The following is a 15612-nucleotide window of genomic DNA, read 5'->3' on the forward strand; positions in this document are numbered from 1 at the left end:
CTTGGAAAGCCGCAATTTTCTGCATGTCATGTAAGCCAAAACGTACAAAATTATTCTGTTACCTTTCCAAAGAAAAATCATCTGATTAATTGATTAGAATCAAATGATTATAAAAGGGAAGGGAACAGTAAATGAAACAATGCTTACAATATTTTCGAACGCCTAGCCTCATCGTTGGCATCCTGATGACAGCCGCATGCCATGCGGAAAACACCACAACTACAGCACAAGATCAAACACCAAGCCAAACTCAAAATTCTGCACAAGTCCAGCAAGAACAGGGCTTTAAAATACAAAAAATCGCTCAATTCAATGAGCCTTGGGCCATCCAGCCACTTACAGACGGCCGTTTATTGCTGACTGAAAGAAAAGGTCAGCTAATTATCTTTAATCCGCAAAACCAGCAGAAAATACAGGTGAAAAACCTTCCCAAAGTTGCCTATGGCGGACAAGGCGGCTTAGGTGATATTGCACTCGATCCGCAGTTTGAAAATAATCATCAGATATATCTGAGCTATGCAGAAGCCGGACAGGGCGGTTATGGCGCTGTCATCGAAAAAGCCACATTAAACCTCAATGAAGCTGCGCCAAGTTTAAAACAGCGAAAAATCATTTGGAGGCAAATTCCAAAAGTAGAAGGTCAAGGCCATTATTCACACCGAATGCAGTTTGGCGCAGATGGAAAATTATGGGTGAGTTCGGGCGAACGTCAGAAGTTTGATCCTGCACAAGATCTACAGTCAAATTTGGGTAAAGTGCTGCGCTTAAATAGTGATGGAACACCTGCTGCAGATAATCCATTTCAGACCCAAGGTGAGGTTGCAAAGCAAGTCTGGAGCTTCGGGCACCGTAACCCTTTAGGCATGGCTTTTGATGCAAAACAGCAACTTTGGGTGGCCGAAATGGGCCCGAAAGGCGGTGATGAGTTAAATCTTGTGCAGCGTGCGAAAAACTATGGCTATCCACATGTGTCGAATGGTGATCATTATGATGATCAGCCGATTCCTGATCATCATACACGGCCTGAATTTGAAGCGCCTGCCATCAGCTGGACACCGGTGATTTCACCGTCGAGCCTGATGTTTTACCAAGGGCAAAAGTTCCCTTTGTGGAAAAATAAAGCGCTGATTGGCGGTTTGTCGTCTCAAGCAATCGTGATTGTGGACACAGCGCATCAGCCGGCAGCAGAAATCCAGCGCATCAACATGCCGCAGCGTATCCGTGGCTTGATAGAGGCCAAAGACGGCGCCATTTGGGGGATTGAGGACGGTGAAAAAGCATGGTTATTCAAAATTGAGCCAAAATAGCGGCTAAAAAATAAACAAAAAATTCAAAAAATAAAAAAAAAGCCCCTACGGGGCTTCTCACATACAGGCCTGCACGAATTTTAAATCCGTCAGCTAAGCCGCATAGTGCTCATCGGCATTAAATGCATTGGCTTGAATTTGAATTAATTTACGATTTCCTTGTTCTCCATTCATTCGCCAATGCGCAATTTTAATATTATCGACGATCGCAACATCACCTTTATGCCACTGCAAAAGCAGGGCATCTTTATACATCGCATCAAAAAATTGCTGCTTTTCGGCATCGCTCCATTCAATTTGTTGACCTTCTGGCGTGTAAATTTCCCAAGTCAGTTGCATGCCGTCCGCTGTCGAATCGATTTCAATCTCCCCGCGATTTTCAAAGCAATTTTTGGCCGCCTGATGGGCAAATGGATTGGTATTATTAGCAAAAGCCCACGGCTGAATCACATGCTTTTTCGTATCGGGGTGATGAATCACCAGTGGCGAACGCTGCAAGGTCAGTTTGGCTTTTTTATCTTGTCGAATCTCTAGACTAAACGGGCTCTTTTTCAGCAATAATCGGTCAAATAGCCCCACCTCGCGCGCCGAGACATAAGAAAAATGGTTCCATGCACCAAGATATTTTTCCTGTAGATGTTTCGGAAAACTCTCCCAAATCTGCTCTAAGTTATTAAATCCTGTTTCTGCCAAATACGTCGAAGGTTCCTGACAAAATAAGGCGATATAACGCGAGCGTTCTGAGCGTACTCCGCCTTCAACATGCGGGCCTTGTACCGAGTTTTCGACTGGACCCAATTGCACTGTGTTGCGGTCTATATAACGACGGTAGTCGCCAGCACCGAGCAAGTTCTCGCTGTATTTTCGCATCCAAGATGCAACCCAGCTGGGCATATTGGGGTTAAAAGCATTCCATGGAGTAAACTGAAAATATTGTTCAATCAGTTGGTTAAATTGTTCGGGTTGCTCGATGTTAAAACCACGAAATAGCAAGATGCCATTTTCATGGATTTGTTGTAAAAGCTCTTGTCGATGCGCGCCAATATATTGTGCAAGATCTTGTGGGCTATTGTGTTCTGGAGCGGCATGAAAAATGCGGGTAAAACTATTCAGTTGTTGCTGTTGCAATTGCATAGGTCATTCTCTAATTTTTTAATTCAATTTTTATTGTTGTCGCCTAATCCCTAAGCGCTGACAGTTCGAGCTGCTGAACTCGCAGCCGTTATTCTGTCTAAATTCTCTGCCGATTATAAGTACAGTTTTACTGTTGCGATGTAAGTATTGTTGATAAATTGCGATTTTTCGACGAATAGAGTGCGATCTCTGAATGAATGACGACATGAAAAAAGCCCTCGACATCCTATCGAGGGCTTTTTAGATTCATTCTAAAGATATGACTCCTGTCATACCGATCAGCGTTCCTGCTGCATGTGCATTATTTATTTTTATTGCAAGACATCCTGTCTCTGTATGTTCTTACTATAGGCGCGTTGCTGTTGAGGCCATAGGCGTAAATACTGCAAGCGCTGTAGGTAAATGCCTACAGCAGAACGTGGCTAGATCCTGCTAGTGTAGTGATCTAAATAACAACAATGAGTTTCGCGCATGCCTGCAACACAAATCGATATACGGATGCAATACAGCATAGAACAAGAACAACAGTTGATAAATGCTGTCTTTGACGCCTTACAACAGAGTTTTCAACTGCCTCGATATGACCGCAATATACGTTTGCAAGTGCATGCGCTACATCGGTTTCAGGTGCTTGATCATTTGACGCAGCCTGAGCGCTTTACACATATCACCATCGATTGTTTTGCGGGACGAACCGTGGCAACCAAGCGTAAGTTATATCAAATGCTGGTGCAAAATTTGGTGGAATTTGGCATTCCGGCCGACCATATCATCATTACCTTACGTGAAAGCCCTCTAGAAAATTGGGGGATACGAGGTGGTCAAGCCGCTTGTGATGTCGATTTAGGTTTTCAGGTCGATGTTTAGTCTGTGCAAATACATGGAATGTTGCTTTCACATCGCCTAAACGAAAAAAGCCCCGACATCCTGTCGGGGCTTTTTCGGATTCATTCTAGCGGTATAACTCCTGTCGTACCGTTAAGCTTCCTGCTCATTGTCTTATCATTGTTGTTTTATGTTCAGTGACATCCTGTCGCTGTATGACCTTAATATAAAAGTAATCCAATAACGTGAATAGTGTCTATTATCCGCATCTAATGTAAGCCAAAACGTACAACACCTAAATTATCATTCTATCCGTCTTGCATAGCATCTAGGCTCTCGACCGATAGAACTATTATCCAAATCGATCTAAACCCATTTTAAAACAGCAGGACGCTGGTTTTGATGTGACCAAACACTTCGCCTGTGGTGTTACATATTTTTGCGATTAATTGGTTGAATGGTGAACTAATTTATCAGACATTAAAAATTCATAATGAAAAATATACAGGGAATAGGATCGATGCTAAGAACACTTACACAACAAAGGACGACATCAAAACTTCAGCTCGCGTTAGGCTGCGCCATTGCGCTTAGTGCTTCAGCAAGTTGGGCAGCATCTCCACAAGAGATTAAGAAAATTGCGGAAAGTCAAAAGCAAAGTTATTTAGAAACCTTGAAAACCTTGGTCAATATTGAATCTGGAAGTAAAGATATTGAGGGTTTGAATCAAATTGCCAAGGTGGTCGCAGAGCAATTAAAAGCCACAGGGGCTGAGGTGAACGTGATTCAGCCCAAAGACATCATGAAACTCGATGGTGCGCCAGATCAGACAGGGCCGATTGTAAAAGCGATACTAAAAGGCAAAGGTAAAACGAACATTATGTTGTTGGCACATAATGACACGGTATATCAAAAGGGCCAATTACAAGGTCAACCGTTTCGTATAGACGGTAATAAAGCCTATGGCTTGGGTATTTTGGATGACAAGCAAGGTGTTGCTGCAGTGATTCATGTCTTGGATATGCTGAAACAGCTGAAGTACCAAGATTACGGCACCATTACAGTGTTAATTAATTCAGATGAAGAAATCAGTTCACCCGGCTCGCGCCAATTGATTATGGATACCGCTCAAAATCAGGATGTTGTCCTCTCCTTTGAAACCGGTGGTTTAGAGGGAAGTTTGATGTTAGCCACCAGTGGGATTGGTGCGGCTTATTTAGATATTAAAGGGCGGGGTTCGCATGCGGGGGTAAAACCTGAAGCAGGGGTCAATGCCTTGACAGAACTGGCTTTTCAGATTCAACAATTGGAAAATCTATCCAATCCGAAAACGGGTTTAAAGCTGAATTGGACTGTTGCGACGGCTGGAAAAACCCGAAATGTGATTCCTGACCATGCGACAGCGCAGGCAGATGCTCGTTCCTTAAAACCCCAAGATTTTGCCGAGTTGGAAAAAACCTTGAAGCAAAAAGTCAAAACCAAAAAATTGGCGGAAAGTCAGGTCGAGGTTAAATTTGAAGTCCGTCGTCCACCTTTAGAAGCCAGTCCACAAGCCAAAAAATTAGCCGCGACAGCGCAGCAGATTTATACAAATGAATTAAAGCTGCCGATGAAAGTTGAAACGACCGCTTGGGGTGGTGGTACCGATGCCGCTTTTGCTGGGGTTAGTTCAAAAGCCGCGATCATTGAAGGAATCGGTATGTCTGGCGATGGATTACATTCAGATAAAGCTGAATATATTTTGACAGATTCTATCGTGCCGCGTTTGTATTTGGTGACCCGCTTAATTGTGGAAAGTTCTAAAAAGTAATCGCATCCGATTGGATGAGATCCATTGAGCCATGGCCCTGAGTTTGGTTATGGCTCATGTTAGAGCTACACTTGTGCAGCATTTGAAATGAAAAAAGCCCCGACATCCTGTCGAGGCTTTTTCAGATTCATTCTAGCGGTATAACTCCTGTCCTACCGTAAGCTTCCTGCTTAGTCTTATCATTGTTGTTTTATGTTCAGTGACGTCCTGTCTCTGTATGTTTTAACTTTATCGTGGATGATGCATGGCGTATAGCTGCCATCTGCCGAAAATAATGTAAGCCTGAACCTACAAAAGGCGGCATTTATCACGCGAACGGCAATAATTAAGCACTCACATATTGCAGTAATTTTTTGAAAATCCCTTTAACCGCTTTGTTGTCAAATTCATTCGGTTCGAATTTATCTGTTTGATTACGCGTGAAAATGTCACGAATTTCAACTACAGCATTACTGTCAATTAAGCCCAATTGAGTTGCCACTTGGCGAATTTGATCAATTGAACGTGAACCATTGGTGCCACCATAGCTAACGTATGCCGCAGGTTTTCCGCCCCATTCTTTACCGAGGTAATCCAACGCATTTTTGAGCGCAGGGCTATAGCCGTGGTTGTATTCAGGGCTAATGAAAATAAATGCGTCGCCTTGCGCGATTTTATCAAATGGAGCGTAAAACTCTGTCCTTCAGGTCAGAGATATAAGCGACACGACATGAAGTGTCGTTTGATTTAACTAAGGACTATTTTCCTTGAGTTTTGATTGTTAATATAAGTACATGAAAACCCTTAAATTACGTATAAAAGACAAACATTGCAAGGTGTTAGACCAACTAGCATCAGAAGTGAACTTCGTCTGGAATTATGTCAATGATTTAGGGTTTAGGCATTTGAAGCGGAAAGGTGAATTTCTCTCTGCTTTTGATATTGCCAAATATACGAAAGGCACATCCAAAGAATGTAATTTACATAGTCAAACCATTCAGGCTGTAACTGAAGAAGTAGTCACCCGAAGAAAGCAATTTAAAAAGGCAAAGCTGAAATGGCGTGTCAGCAATAAAAAATCAGCAAGGCGCTCTTTGGGATGGGTTCCCTTTAAAAAGGTGGCTATCAAATATGCCAATGGATATGTCCAGTATGGAAAACACCAATTTAAGCTTTGGGATAGCTACGGTTTAAGCAAATACACGTTAAAAACAGGTTCATTTGTAGAGGATAGCCGTGGGCGTTGGTATGTATGTCTTGTTGTTGAATCGCCTAAGCAAGATAAATCGACAGCAACCAAAGCGATTGGTATTGATCTAGGCTTAAAAGATATTGCCACCTGTTCTGATGGCACAGTAATTTCAAATCCAAAATTCTATCGAAAATATGAGCAGAAATTAGGTATTGCTCAGAGAGCCAGGAATAAGAAGCGTGTTCGTGCATTACACGCCAAGATTGCAAATAGTCGAAAAGATCATTTGCATAAAGCAAGCACCAAGCTTGTGAATGAAAATGCATTGATTATTGTAGGTGACTTGAGTGCTAAAAAATTAGTAAAAAACCAAAATGGCAAAATCTGTTTTGGATACAGGATTTTCTGCACTAAAAACAATGCTCAAGTATAAATGCGAGAACGCAGGCGTATTGTTTGAAGAAGTCCAAGAAGCCTATACCACCCAAATCTGTTCGTGCTGCGGTGAGATCACCTCAAGTAGTCCAAAAGGTAAGACAGATCTTGGAATAAGAGAATGGGAGTGCATGAGCTATGGTACAGCTCATGATCGAGATATAAACTCAGCTCTAAACATTCTTGCGCTTGGGCATAAGCGTCTAGCTGTAGGAATCACCCTCTTTTAAGGGGGTGAGGATGTCAACTGCCCATGCTTGTTGTTTGGGTTGGTCATAAATCCCGGTTAATGGTGGATGTGCGCCTGCAAAAATAGGCAGATCCCATTCTTTTAAATCGACAATTTCAGTTTCTACGGTACTGTAGTCATAGCTTTCGATTTCTGAAAGTAGCCAGTTGGCAATCTTAATTGCCGTGCGGCCTTCGCGGACACTGCCGACAATAATATGAAGTTTCATGGTATTTCCCGTCTTGTTTTAAAGTCTTGCATTAAATTAATATGAATTCGGTCCGTTGCATATACAGAAAATGTATCGAGTCGATTGATAGTTATAAAAATAGTGATAAAAAAAAGCTCCCGAAGGAGCTTTCATTTGCTGAAACTTAGATCAGTTTCACGCCTTGTTGACCGGCAGGGGTCACTTTGAAAATTTCAACTTCAAAGGTGATATTTTTACCGGCTAGAGGGTGGTTGAAATCCACTTCGGTAATGTCTTCACCTACAGTTTTGATCACCCCATACAGACTTTGTTTGGCTTTATCTTCAAACTCAATCATATGGCCTTCAACAGGACGTTGCTCAAATTTGACAGTATCAAATTTTTGTACGTTTTCCGGGTTCCATGGACCAAAAGCATCTTCAGGAGGAAGGCTCACAGTACGGCGGTCACCTGCACGTAAACCGAATAAAGCTTTCTCAAAACCCGGTAATAAGCTGCCATCACCCATGACAAGGCTGACAGGTTCAGCACGGCTACGGGTATTGTCAATTTCTACGCCATTTTCAATAGCAACAGAAAAGTGAAGGTCTACTTTAGAACCTTCTTCAATACGAGTTTCCTCGTTAGGATTGATAAAATCAGTCATTTTGCGCTTCCGCACGTTGAATTCGGTGTTTTTCTAAGAAAAACGTATCGATAAGAAGCAGAATCGTGCCTAATGTAATGGCACTGTCTGCAATATTAAATGCAGGAAAGTGGCTGTTGTTGTAATACACGTGAATGAAATCCACCACATAACCTAAAGATACGCGGTCAATTAAGTTGCCGATTGCGCCGCCTAAAATCAGGGCAATGGCAATTGGAAGGACTTTCACGTTTTTTGGCATACGCATGAGCCAAAATACAAAAATGACAGACACAAGTCCTGCGAGTGAAGTAAAGAAATAACGTTGCCATCCACCGGCATCGGACAAGAAACTAAAGGCAGCGCCATAGTTATGTAGTAATGTCCAATTTAAAAAGGGCATGACAGGTACAGGATCTGCGTAGTTCAGATGTGTACTTGCAATCCATTTGGTCCATTGATCCAAAATAATGGCAACAATGGATAAGCCCACCCACACTAAATTGTGTGGGTAGAATTGAAAGAAGCCCTTTTTTTCTTGTGGATTAGGCATATTTTCTCTCTTCGCCTTGACCTGTAGGGAGGTTAATAATACAACGAGAACAAAGACCTGGATGTTCGTGATGTGTATTCACATCTGGCAGTACATGCCAGCAGCGTGCACATTTTTCACCATCAGCAGCAGAGACTTTGACATTTAAACCGTCAAGGTCAGAGGCTTCGCCTTGTGCTGCGTCAAATTCATTAACAATCACTTGAGAGGTGATGAGGACAAAACGCAGTTCTTCACCGAATTTGTCTAAAACAGCTTTCAGTTCAGCATTGGCCCAAAGTTCAACTTTGGCAGACAAGTTTGAACCCACAGTTTTTGCAGTACGTGCAGCTTCAATAAACTTGTTTACTGCAGATTTGACGGTGATCAAGGTTTGCCATTCAGCTTCAGTCACCAGATTCGCTGTAGAGGCTACAGGAATGTCATACCACTCCGCAGTAAATACATATTTCTCAGATTGCTCTGGAATCAACGGCCAAGCTTCTTGTGCGGTAAAGCTCAAGATAGGAGACATCCAACGGACAAAGGCTTGAACCAAGTGATACAACGCCGTTTGTGCAGAATGACGCGCTGCTGAGTCTGCTTTGGTGGTGTACTGACGGTCTTTGATGATGTCGAGATAGAAACCACCCAAGTCATTAATACAGAAGTTGGTCAATGCGCTAGTCACGATATGGAAGTTCATATCTTCATAAGCTTGTTGAATAGTTTTTTGTACTTCCGCAGCACGTTGCAAGATGTATTGATCCAGTGCGATCAATTGATCGACAGGCAAAGCATCAGTCGATGGTTTGAAGCCATTCAAGTTAGCCAACAAGAAACGCAACGTATTACGGATACGGCGGTAACCATCTGATGCACGGCTGAAGATTTCTTTACCTGCAGTCATTTCATAACGGTAGTCTGCAGACGCAATCCAGAAACGTAGGCCATCTGCACCCATGTCTTTAATGATGTCTTGCGGAGTGATCACGTTACCGATCGACTTCGACATTTTGCGGCCTTTTTCATCCACAACGAAGCCGTGAGTCAATAAGCCTTTGTAAGGTGCGCGGTTATTAATCGCCATAGATGTTAACAATGAAGATTGGAACCAGCCACGATGTTGGTCAGAACCTTCAAGGTACAAGTCAGCAGGGTCTTGCAATTCTTCACGTTCACGAAGTACTGCAAAGTGTGTTGTTCCAGAGTCAAACCAAACGTCTAGAGTGTCACGAACTGCATTGTACTGCTCTGCATCTGCACCGATAAACTCAGACGCATCACGGTTATACCAACCGTCAATACCTTCTTGTTCAATCAGCTTCGCGACTTCTTCGATTAGCTCAGGGGTACGCGGGTGAAGTTCGTTGGTATCTTTATGCACGAAGAATGGAATTGGCACGCCCCATGTACGTTGACGTGAGATACACCAATCTGGACGACCTTCAATCATCGATTGGATACGGTTTTTACCCCAATCCGGTACGAAGCTGATGTCATTTTCAATCGCGTTCAATGCACCTTGGCGTAAACCTTTTGCATCCATGCTGATGAACCATTGCGGTGTTGCACGGAAGATAATCGGTGTTTTATGGCGCCAGCAATGTGGATAGCTATGTTTGATCACCACATGTGCCCAAAGTTTGCCTGCTTCGGTTAAAGCAGCAATGATTTTTGGATTGGCTTTGTAGATGTGTTCGCCTGCAAAAATTGGCGCAGTCGGTAAATATACACCGTTGCCGCCAACTGGATTGTCGACTTTCAGGTTGTACTGTAAGCCAACTTTATAGTCGTCCACACCATGGCCTGGCGCGGTATGCACAGCACCTGTACCACTGCCGTCTGTGACATGCTCACCCAAAATCACTGGCACTTGGCGTTCAGCAATTAACGGATGTTGTAGTACTAGATTTTCAAGTTTTGCACCTACAAACTCAGCAATCACTTCTACTGCGTTAAAACCATAACGCTGAGTTGCAGATTCAACTAATGATTTTGCAAGGATGAAGTTTTGCGCTGCTTTGTCTTCGCCAGTTGCTTTCACCAATTGGTATTCAAGCTCAGCATGTAGAGCAACCGCTTGGTTGGCAGGCATAGTCCAAGGCGTGGTTGTCCAGATTACGATATCTGTAGAATCGCTAACTGTAACACCTAGGCGTGCAGATAAATCAGCTAAATCAACAACGCTAAAACCCACGTCAATCGCATCTGATTTTTTGTCTTCGTATTCCACTTCAGCTTCAGCTAAGGCAGAACCACAGTCTAAACACCAGTTGACTGGTTTAAGACCCGGCTCAATATGGCCTGCTTTGGCAATTTCACCGAGCGAACGAACGATGTCGGCTTCTTGTTTGAAGTTCATGGTGAGGTAAGGATTGTCCCAATCACCAAATACGCCCATACGCACGAAGTCTTTTTTCTGTAATTCGACTTGGGTGTAAGCATATTCACGGCAGGCTTTACGGAAAGTTGAGGCATCTACTTTTACGCCGACTTTACCGACTTTTTCTTCAACTTTCAGTTCGATTGGAAGACCGTGACAGTCCCAACCTGGTACATACGGTGCGTCAAAACCGTCCATTACACGGCTTTTGATGATGATGTCTTTGAGGACTTTATTCACCGCATGGCCTAAGTGAATTTGGCCATTTGCGTATGGAGGGCCGTCATGAAGCACATATTTTTTCTTGCCAATACGCGATGCACGAATCTGCTGATAAATGTTGTCGGCATACCACTCTTCTAACCATTTCGCTTCACGTACTGCGAGATTTGCTTTCATCGCAAATTCAGTACCTGGGAGGTTTAGCGTGGCTTTATAATCCACTGCATTTTCAGGAGTTTGCTTATCGCTCATGCAAGTTGTCTTCCAAATTTATCAGCCCGTTGACTGACGCGTTTTACAATAAATAATCGGGGTTTAAAAGGGGAAATGAGGGTGCTGACCTCGAAACTCAAGGAGCTTTTCGACGTCGTCATCAATTCCGGCTTTCAGTGCTTCAAGCGAAGGGTAGTCCTTTTCGCCATGTAAAAAGTTCAAGAACGTCACCCGCATTAACAGGCCATACAGATTAGCAGAAACATCAGGAAAATGTACTTCTAATCGCCATTCAGGATGTTCCTGTTTAATTGCGGGACGCGTACCAACATGCCCTGCACCAAACAGGGCAGAGGGTGCATAACCTGCAACCCCTAATTTGTCAGCATTTTCGTTTTTTACTTTATCTGTTAAAGATTCGGTTTCACAAATGACATCGACTGCATAAATGCCATTTAAACAAGGTTTATGACGGTTTAAACGCACATTAATGGTAGGAAAATTAATGGTGCGACCGATTTGATCGCCATACTGCACACGACCGGTGATGCTATAAGGACGACCTAAAAGTTTTGCGGCATGGGCAAGGTCGCCTGCTTGTAATGTCTGACGAACCAGTGTCGAACTGACACGTTCGCCATCAACTTCGACATTTTGCAGGGCTGTGACTTGGAAGCCGTATTGGCGTAAAAATTCGCTATTGCCTTGGCGGTTTTTGCCAAAGTGATGATCTTCGCCCAAAACTAAACTTTGTGTATTGAGTTTATTTTTTAAAATATCGGCAAATTCTTCGGCGCTGAGATTACGAAAGGCATTGTCAAATTTCGCCACCACAATATAGTCGACGCCCAGTCCAGTTAAATATTCGACTTTTTCACGTAGTGAACTGATTCGAGGCGGTGCATCATAAGCTTTAAAGAATTCAAGCGGTTGTGGCTCAAAAATCATCACAGCTGTTTTTAAGTTTTGTTGCTGTGCTATGTCTTTGAGCTGGCTGACCATCGCTTGATGACCCAAATGTACGCCATCAAAATTGCCAATGGTCACGGCAGTTTTGGGGAGTTCTAAGTGGGGCGCTAAAGCATTCAGACGGAGCAGCTTCATGGGCGAATCAATTGTTGAAAATGTTTGAGGGCTATATATTGCCATAATCTTCTGCGTTCGTCTTGTTGTTGTGTTTTTACTCAAGTTTTTTTATGCAGAGATGAATTTATTATCAGTAAAATAAATTATAAAAATAAATATTAATAAATTTTTCTTATTTAATGGTGTGCTTAAACTATAGACATTCCATTTTGATGAGCATCATGCGATGAAAATGCCATTTTATCAACTCCAGCATAAACAAGACTTGATTCGTCATTTCACCCCAAACTGGTTTACGGTGGTGATGGGCACAGGTGTGGTGGCCCTCATTTTACCATCTATAGCGGTGGCGCCGCAGTGGATGTGGTCCTTCGGAGCAGCGCTGTGGCAGATCAGCATCGTGTTGTTCATATTGTTTAGTGGGATGTATCTCAGCCGATGGATATTGTACCCACAAGCAGATTTTCCAGCATCCAGTGATGAGTTTATTTCTTGGGGCGATCCCCATGGCACTGGCAACCCTGATCAATGGCGCATTGAAATTTGGCACCACGCTATACACAGAGTTTTTGGGCATGAGCATCATCACATGGGCTGAATATTTATGGTATGTCGATGTGTTGATGTCAATAGCGATTGCATGGTGTGTTCCATTTCTGATGTTTAGTCGTCAGCAACATGCGCTGCAAGGCATGACCGCAGTATGGTTATTGCCGATAGTGGCTTGCGAGGTGGTTGCCAGTTCAGGCGGTTTATTGTTGGCGCATTTACCTGCACAGGCCCATTCTGTCCATATTTTGCTGGGGAGTTATCTGCTTTGGGGGATCTCAGTATTTCCTGCATTTGCCATCTTAAGCATCTTGTTGCTGCGTCTGGCTTTACATCAATTGCCAAGTAAGGAAATGGCGATCAGCAGTTGGTTGGCCTTAGGACCGATTGGGACAGGGGCTTTAGCGCTGTTACTTTTGGGCGAGCAAGCCCCACGTATTTTGACAGCAGTAGACTTGGCAGATTTAGGACAGGTGTTGCTTCAAGGCGGCGTGTTCGCAGCCCTTGTTCTGCTCGGATTTGGTGTATGGTGGTTTGGAATCGCTATACTCATCACACTAAAACATTTACGAGATTTACCCTTTAATCTCGGGTGGTGGGCGATGACGTTTCCATTCGGCGTTTTTAGTTTAGCAGTCATCAATTTGGCGGAACAGACGCAATTACACGCTATTCAACAGTTCGGTACTTTTTTTGCAGTATTGCTCTGTACGCTTTGGTTATTGGTGATGCTGAAAACCATACAAGGGTTTTATCGCGGCAGCTTATTTTTTTCTCCGTGTTTAAAAGCGTATTGTGATGCTCAGCGCGCATCTTAATTGATGTCGGGTGAATGTAAATCCGTTGAAGAAAAATATAGCGCGTTGGCTTTGACGGATTTCAGCAAACAAATATAGAGCTTGTGCAAGCGTGTGATGCAGTTACGTTATTTTGCTATCCAAGCAAAACATTCATGTATAAAATTTGCGCGTATTTTCGAGAGATCAACTGGCTTCGAGATATAAACTTGCTTGAAGTGTAGGAACTAGAGCAAGGCATATGGATTAAAACAAAAAAGATAAAAATAAGGATCGAATTATGTGTAATCAAACCCGTTTTTGGGATGATGCCAAAGGATTATTAGAAGAGTGGTACGTCGCTTGTACCTCTAAAGAACTCAAAAAAGATCAACCTTTTTCAGCCACCCTGTATGGTAAAAAATTTGTTCTGTTCCGACAAAAAGATGGAACAGCCGCTGCATTGCTCGATCAATGTGTGCATCGTGGTGTGCCTTTGTCTAAGGGTAAAATGACCGATGGCTGCGTGACATGTCCATATCATGGTTGGTCGTATCAGGGCGATGGGCATGTGGCGCATATTCCTAGTGTCAATGGACAATTTTTTCCAGAAAAACCGCATCCCTTTAAACAGCGTAGTTTTGATGTATGTGAGCAAGATGGGGTGGTATGGATTTATCTCGGTGAAAAGCCCAAACAGGAACGCCCGGAAATATTTAAATTACCGTTTTATGATCAAGCCGGCTGGGTCAGCTATTACATGGTCGGCAGTTATGATGGCGAGATGGGCGCTGTTGCACAGAATATAATGGATGTAACCCATACCATATTTGTCCATGAAGGCTGGTTTCGTTCAGAGTCGGGAAAAGCCGTGGATGCCACCATAGATGTCGGGCCGCGCAAAGTAGTCGTTGACTATCATGACCATGATGCAGATGTCGGCATGATGCCATGGCTGACCAATCCGCATGGTGCTGAACAGGTCCACCGCGACAGTTTTATCGCGCCGAATATTACCTTGGTGGAATACCATTGGGGAGAGCCATCGGGCATGGTGTTTAATAGTCTGATTAGCCCTGTGGGACCGTATGAGTCAAGGGTTTATACCTGTGTTAGTTATAAATTTCCGATTCCAAAATTGTTGTCTAAGGCATTGATGCCTGCTGTGAATGCCTATATTTGGGTCGTGAATAAACAAGACATTAAAATTTTGTCAGCGCGAAGAGCTGGGATCGAGCATATGCCAATGACCCATTCGCATAGTGTACGAGGGGATATGGCACATATTGCCTTAGAGAAGATTTTAGATGCCTTACGTCATGACCAACAATTGGCACCGTCATTTATTGGCAAACGTCCGATGCAATTTCAAATTTGATAACAGTCGAATCTGTTTGAGGAGTTTATTTTTCTGAGCAATGTGATTTTGGAAGATGATTTTTTCTGCGCACGTGCAAATGTATGCTATATGAAGGCATCAATTTGAGGAGACCGCTATGCGTCAGCAAATCGCTTTAATTATGGCACTGCCGAGTGAATCTAAAGGCTTGTTTGAAGCCGCAGGCATTGAAGTGCATTACAGTGGTATTGGTAAAGTCAATGCCGCATTTAAAGCCTTTGATGTGATTCAAAAAACCGGATGTCGTACTTTACTGAATTTGGGCACAGCGGGAAGTTCACATTTTGATGCACATGCTTTGGTTGAAGTGGCTCAATTTGTACAACGGGATATGGATGTATCGCCTTTGGGCTTTGATGTGGGTGTGACCCCGATGGATACTGATCATCCTGCTGAAATTCAGCCAGAGAGCATGTTTAGTCATTTGCCTAAAGGAATTTGTGGTACAGGCGACAGCTTTGAAACTGGGCTGCCGAAAGTACCGTGTAATCTTGTCGATATGGAAGGCTACGCAATCGCTAAAGTATGTAAAAAACTGGGTGTTCGCTTTGTATCGGTAAAATATATTACCGATGGTGCGAATGACACAGCACATCTGGATTGGGAAGAAAATTTATTATTCGGCGCAAAGAAATTATTGGAATTATATCAAACAGTAAAATAAGGCATTTAGCTAATTTCGGTCGGCGACCATAGAATGCT

At 43.2% G+C, this 15612-nt stretch carries 10 protein-coding genes and 4 pseudogenes; 7 read left to right on the forward strand and 7 right to left on the reverse strand.

Annotated elements, in window-relative coordinates; genetic code table 11:
* Positions 1-131 precede the first annotated feature (131 nt).
* Positions 132-1307 (forward strand): PQQ-dependent sugar dehydrogenase, encoded by a 1176-nt coding sequence (locus tag G0029_RS00155; protein WP_180110326.1) that lies wholly within the window; start codon positions 132-134, stop codon positions 1305-1307.
* A gap of 93 nt (positions 1308-1400) precedes the next feature.
* On the opposite strand, the gene G0029_RS00160 is transcribed toward G0029_RS00155, so the two are convergent.
* Positions 1401-2441 (reverse strand): TauD/TfdA family dioxygenase, encoded by a 1041-nt coding sequence (locus G0029_RS00160; protein ID WP_180110325.1) that lies wholly within the window; start codon positions 2439-2441, stop codon positions 1401-1403.
* A 471-nt stretch (positions 2442-2912) separates the two neighbouring features.
* On the opposite strand from G0029_RS00160, the gene G0029_RS00165 reads away from it, so the two are divergent.
* Together G0029_RS00165 and G0029_RS00170 are read left to right on the forward strand one after the other, a co-directional pair.
* Positions 2913-3308, forward strand: a complete 396-nt coding sequence (locus tag G0029_RS00165) for a tautomerase family protein (protein ID WP_180051169.1) — start codon at positions 2913-2915, stop codon at positions 3306-3308.
* A gap of 478 nt (positions 3309-3786) precedes the next feature.
* Complete coding sequence (locus G0029_RS00170) at positions 3787-5076, forward strand: glutamate carboxypeptidase (RefSeq protein ID WP_180110324.1); 1290 nt, start codon at positions 3787-3789, stop codon at positions 5074-5076.
* Between the two features lie 325 nt (positions 5077-5401).
* Here the strand turns inward: G0029_RS00170 and G0029_RS00175 are convergent.
* Positions 5402-5734 (reverse strand): annotated as a pseudogene (locus tag G0029_RS00175) (NADPH-dependent FMN reductase); the annotation flags it as partial.
* Positions 5735-5849: 115 nt separating this feature from the next.
* Here G0029_RS00175 and G0029_RS00180 point away from each other — a divergent pair.
* Positions 5850-6912: pseudogene (locus tag G0029_RS00180) on the forward strand (RNA-guided endonuclease InsQ/TnpB family protein).
* A gap of 18 nt (positions 6913-6930) precedes the next feature.
* Here the strand turns inward: G0029_RS00180 and G0029_RS00185 are convergent.
* From G0029_RS00185 to ribF, 5 genes and pseudogenes are all read right to left on the reverse strand, one after another.
* Positions 6931-7140 (reverse strand): annotated as a pseudogene (locus tag G0029_RS00185) (NADPH-dependent FMN reductase); the annotation flags it as partial.
* Between the two features lie 145 nt (positions 7141-7285).
* Positions 7286-7768: an FKBP-type peptidyl-prolyl cis-trans isomerase gene (locus tag G0029_RS00190; protein WP_078190656.1), complete on the reverse strand. Its 483-nt coding sequence runs from the start codon at positions 7766-7768 to the stop codon at positions 7286-7288.
* Positions 7761-8300 carry a signal peptidase II gene (gene lspA / locus G0029_RS00195; RefSeq protein ID WP_078190655.1) on the reverse strand — a complete coding sequence of 180 codons (540 nt, stop codon included), beginning with the start codon at positions 8298-8300 and terminating at the stop codon, positions 7761-7763. Before lspA ends, G0029_RS00190 begins: the two co-directional genes overlap by 8 nt.
* A complete protein-coding gene (gene ileS, locus G0029_RS00200) occupies positions 8293-11139 on the reverse strand; it encodes an isoleucine--tRNA ligase (protein WP_180110311.1) in 2847 nt (948 codons plus the stop codon). The genes lspA and ileS overlap by 8 nt, the downstream gene beginning before the upstream one ends.
* 63 nt (positions 11140-11202) lie before the next feature.
* Positions 11203-12204: a riboflavin biosynthesis protein RibF gene (ribF, locus tag G0029_RS00205; RefSeq protein WP_180110312.1), complete on the reverse strand. Its 1002-nt coding sequence runs from the start codon at positions 12202-12204 to the stop codon at positions 11203-11205.
* 208 nt (positions 12205-12412) lie between these two features.
* On the opposite strand from ribF, the pseudogene G0029_RS00210 reads away from it, so the two are divergent.
* The 3 genes and pseudogenes from G0029_RS00210 (at position 12413) to G0029_RS00220 (ending at position 15574) form a co-directional block, all read left to right on the forward strand.
* Positions 12413-13553 (forward strand): annotated as a pseudogene (locus G0029_RS00210) (TDT family transporter).
* Between the two features lie 259 nt (positions 13554-13812).
* Complete coding sequence (locus G0029_RS00215) at positions 13813-14889, forward strand: aromatic ring-hydroxylating dioxygenase subunit alpha (RefSeq protein ID WP_180110313.1); 1077 nt, start codon at positions 13813-13815, stop codon at positions 14887-14889.
* A 118-nt stretch (positions 14890-15007) separates the two neighbouring features.
* Complete coding sequence (locus tag G0029_RS00220) at positions 15008-15574, forward strand: 5'-nucleosidase (RefSeq protein ID WP_180110314.1); 567 nt, start codon at positions 15008-15010, stop codon at positions 15572-15574.
* Positions 15575-15612 lie beyond the last annotated feature (38 nt).

This window comes from Acinetobacter sp. YH12138 (assembly GCF_015218525.1).
Taxonomy (GTDB): Bacteria; Pseudomonadota; Gammaproteobacteria; order Pseudomonadales; family Moraxellaceae; genus Acinetobacter; species Acinetobacter amyesii.

Excerpts from the sequence above, each read along its gene's own strand:
- G0029_RS00155 (WP_180110326.1), top strand. The coding sequence starts at position 132 with ATGAAACAATGCTTACAATATTTTCGAACGCCTAGCCTCATCGTTGGC.
- G0029_RS00160 (WP_180110325.1), bottom strand. The coding sequence starts at position 2,441 with ATGCAATTGCAACAGCAACAACTGAATAGTTTTACCCGCATTTTTCAT.
- G0029_RS00165 (WP_180051169.1), top strand. The coding sequence starts at position 2,913 with ATGCCTGCAACACAAATCGATATACGGATGCAATACAGCATAGAACAA.
- G0029_RS00170 (WP_180110324.1), top strand. The coding sequence starts at position 3,787 with ATGCTAAGAACACTTACACAACAAAGGACGACATCAAAACTTCAGCTC.
- G0029_RS00190 (WP_078190656.1), bottom strand. The coding sequence starts at position 7,768 with ATGACTGATTTTATCAATCCTAACGAGGAAACTCGTATTGAAGAAGGT.
- lspA (WP_078190655.1), bottom strand. The coding sequence starts at position 8,300 with ATGCCTAATCCACAAGAAAAAAAGGGCTTCTTTCAATTCTACCCACAC.
- ileS (WP_180110311.1), bottom strand. The coding sequence starts at position 11,139 with ATGAGCGATAAGCAAACTCCTGAAAATGCAGTGGATTATAAAGCCACG.
- ribF (WP_180110312.1), bottom strand. The coding sequence starts at position 12,204 with ATGAAGCTGCTCCGTCTGAATGCTTTAGCGCCCCACTTAGAACTCCCC.
- G0029_RS00215 (WP_180110313.1), top strand. The coding sequence starts at position 13,813 with ATGTGTAATCAAACCCGTTTTTGGGATGATGCCAAAGGATTATTAGAA.
- G0029_RS00220 (WP_180110314.1), top strand. The coding sequence starts at position 15,008 with ATGCGTCAGCAAATCGCTTTAATTATGGCACTGCCGAGTGAATCTAAA.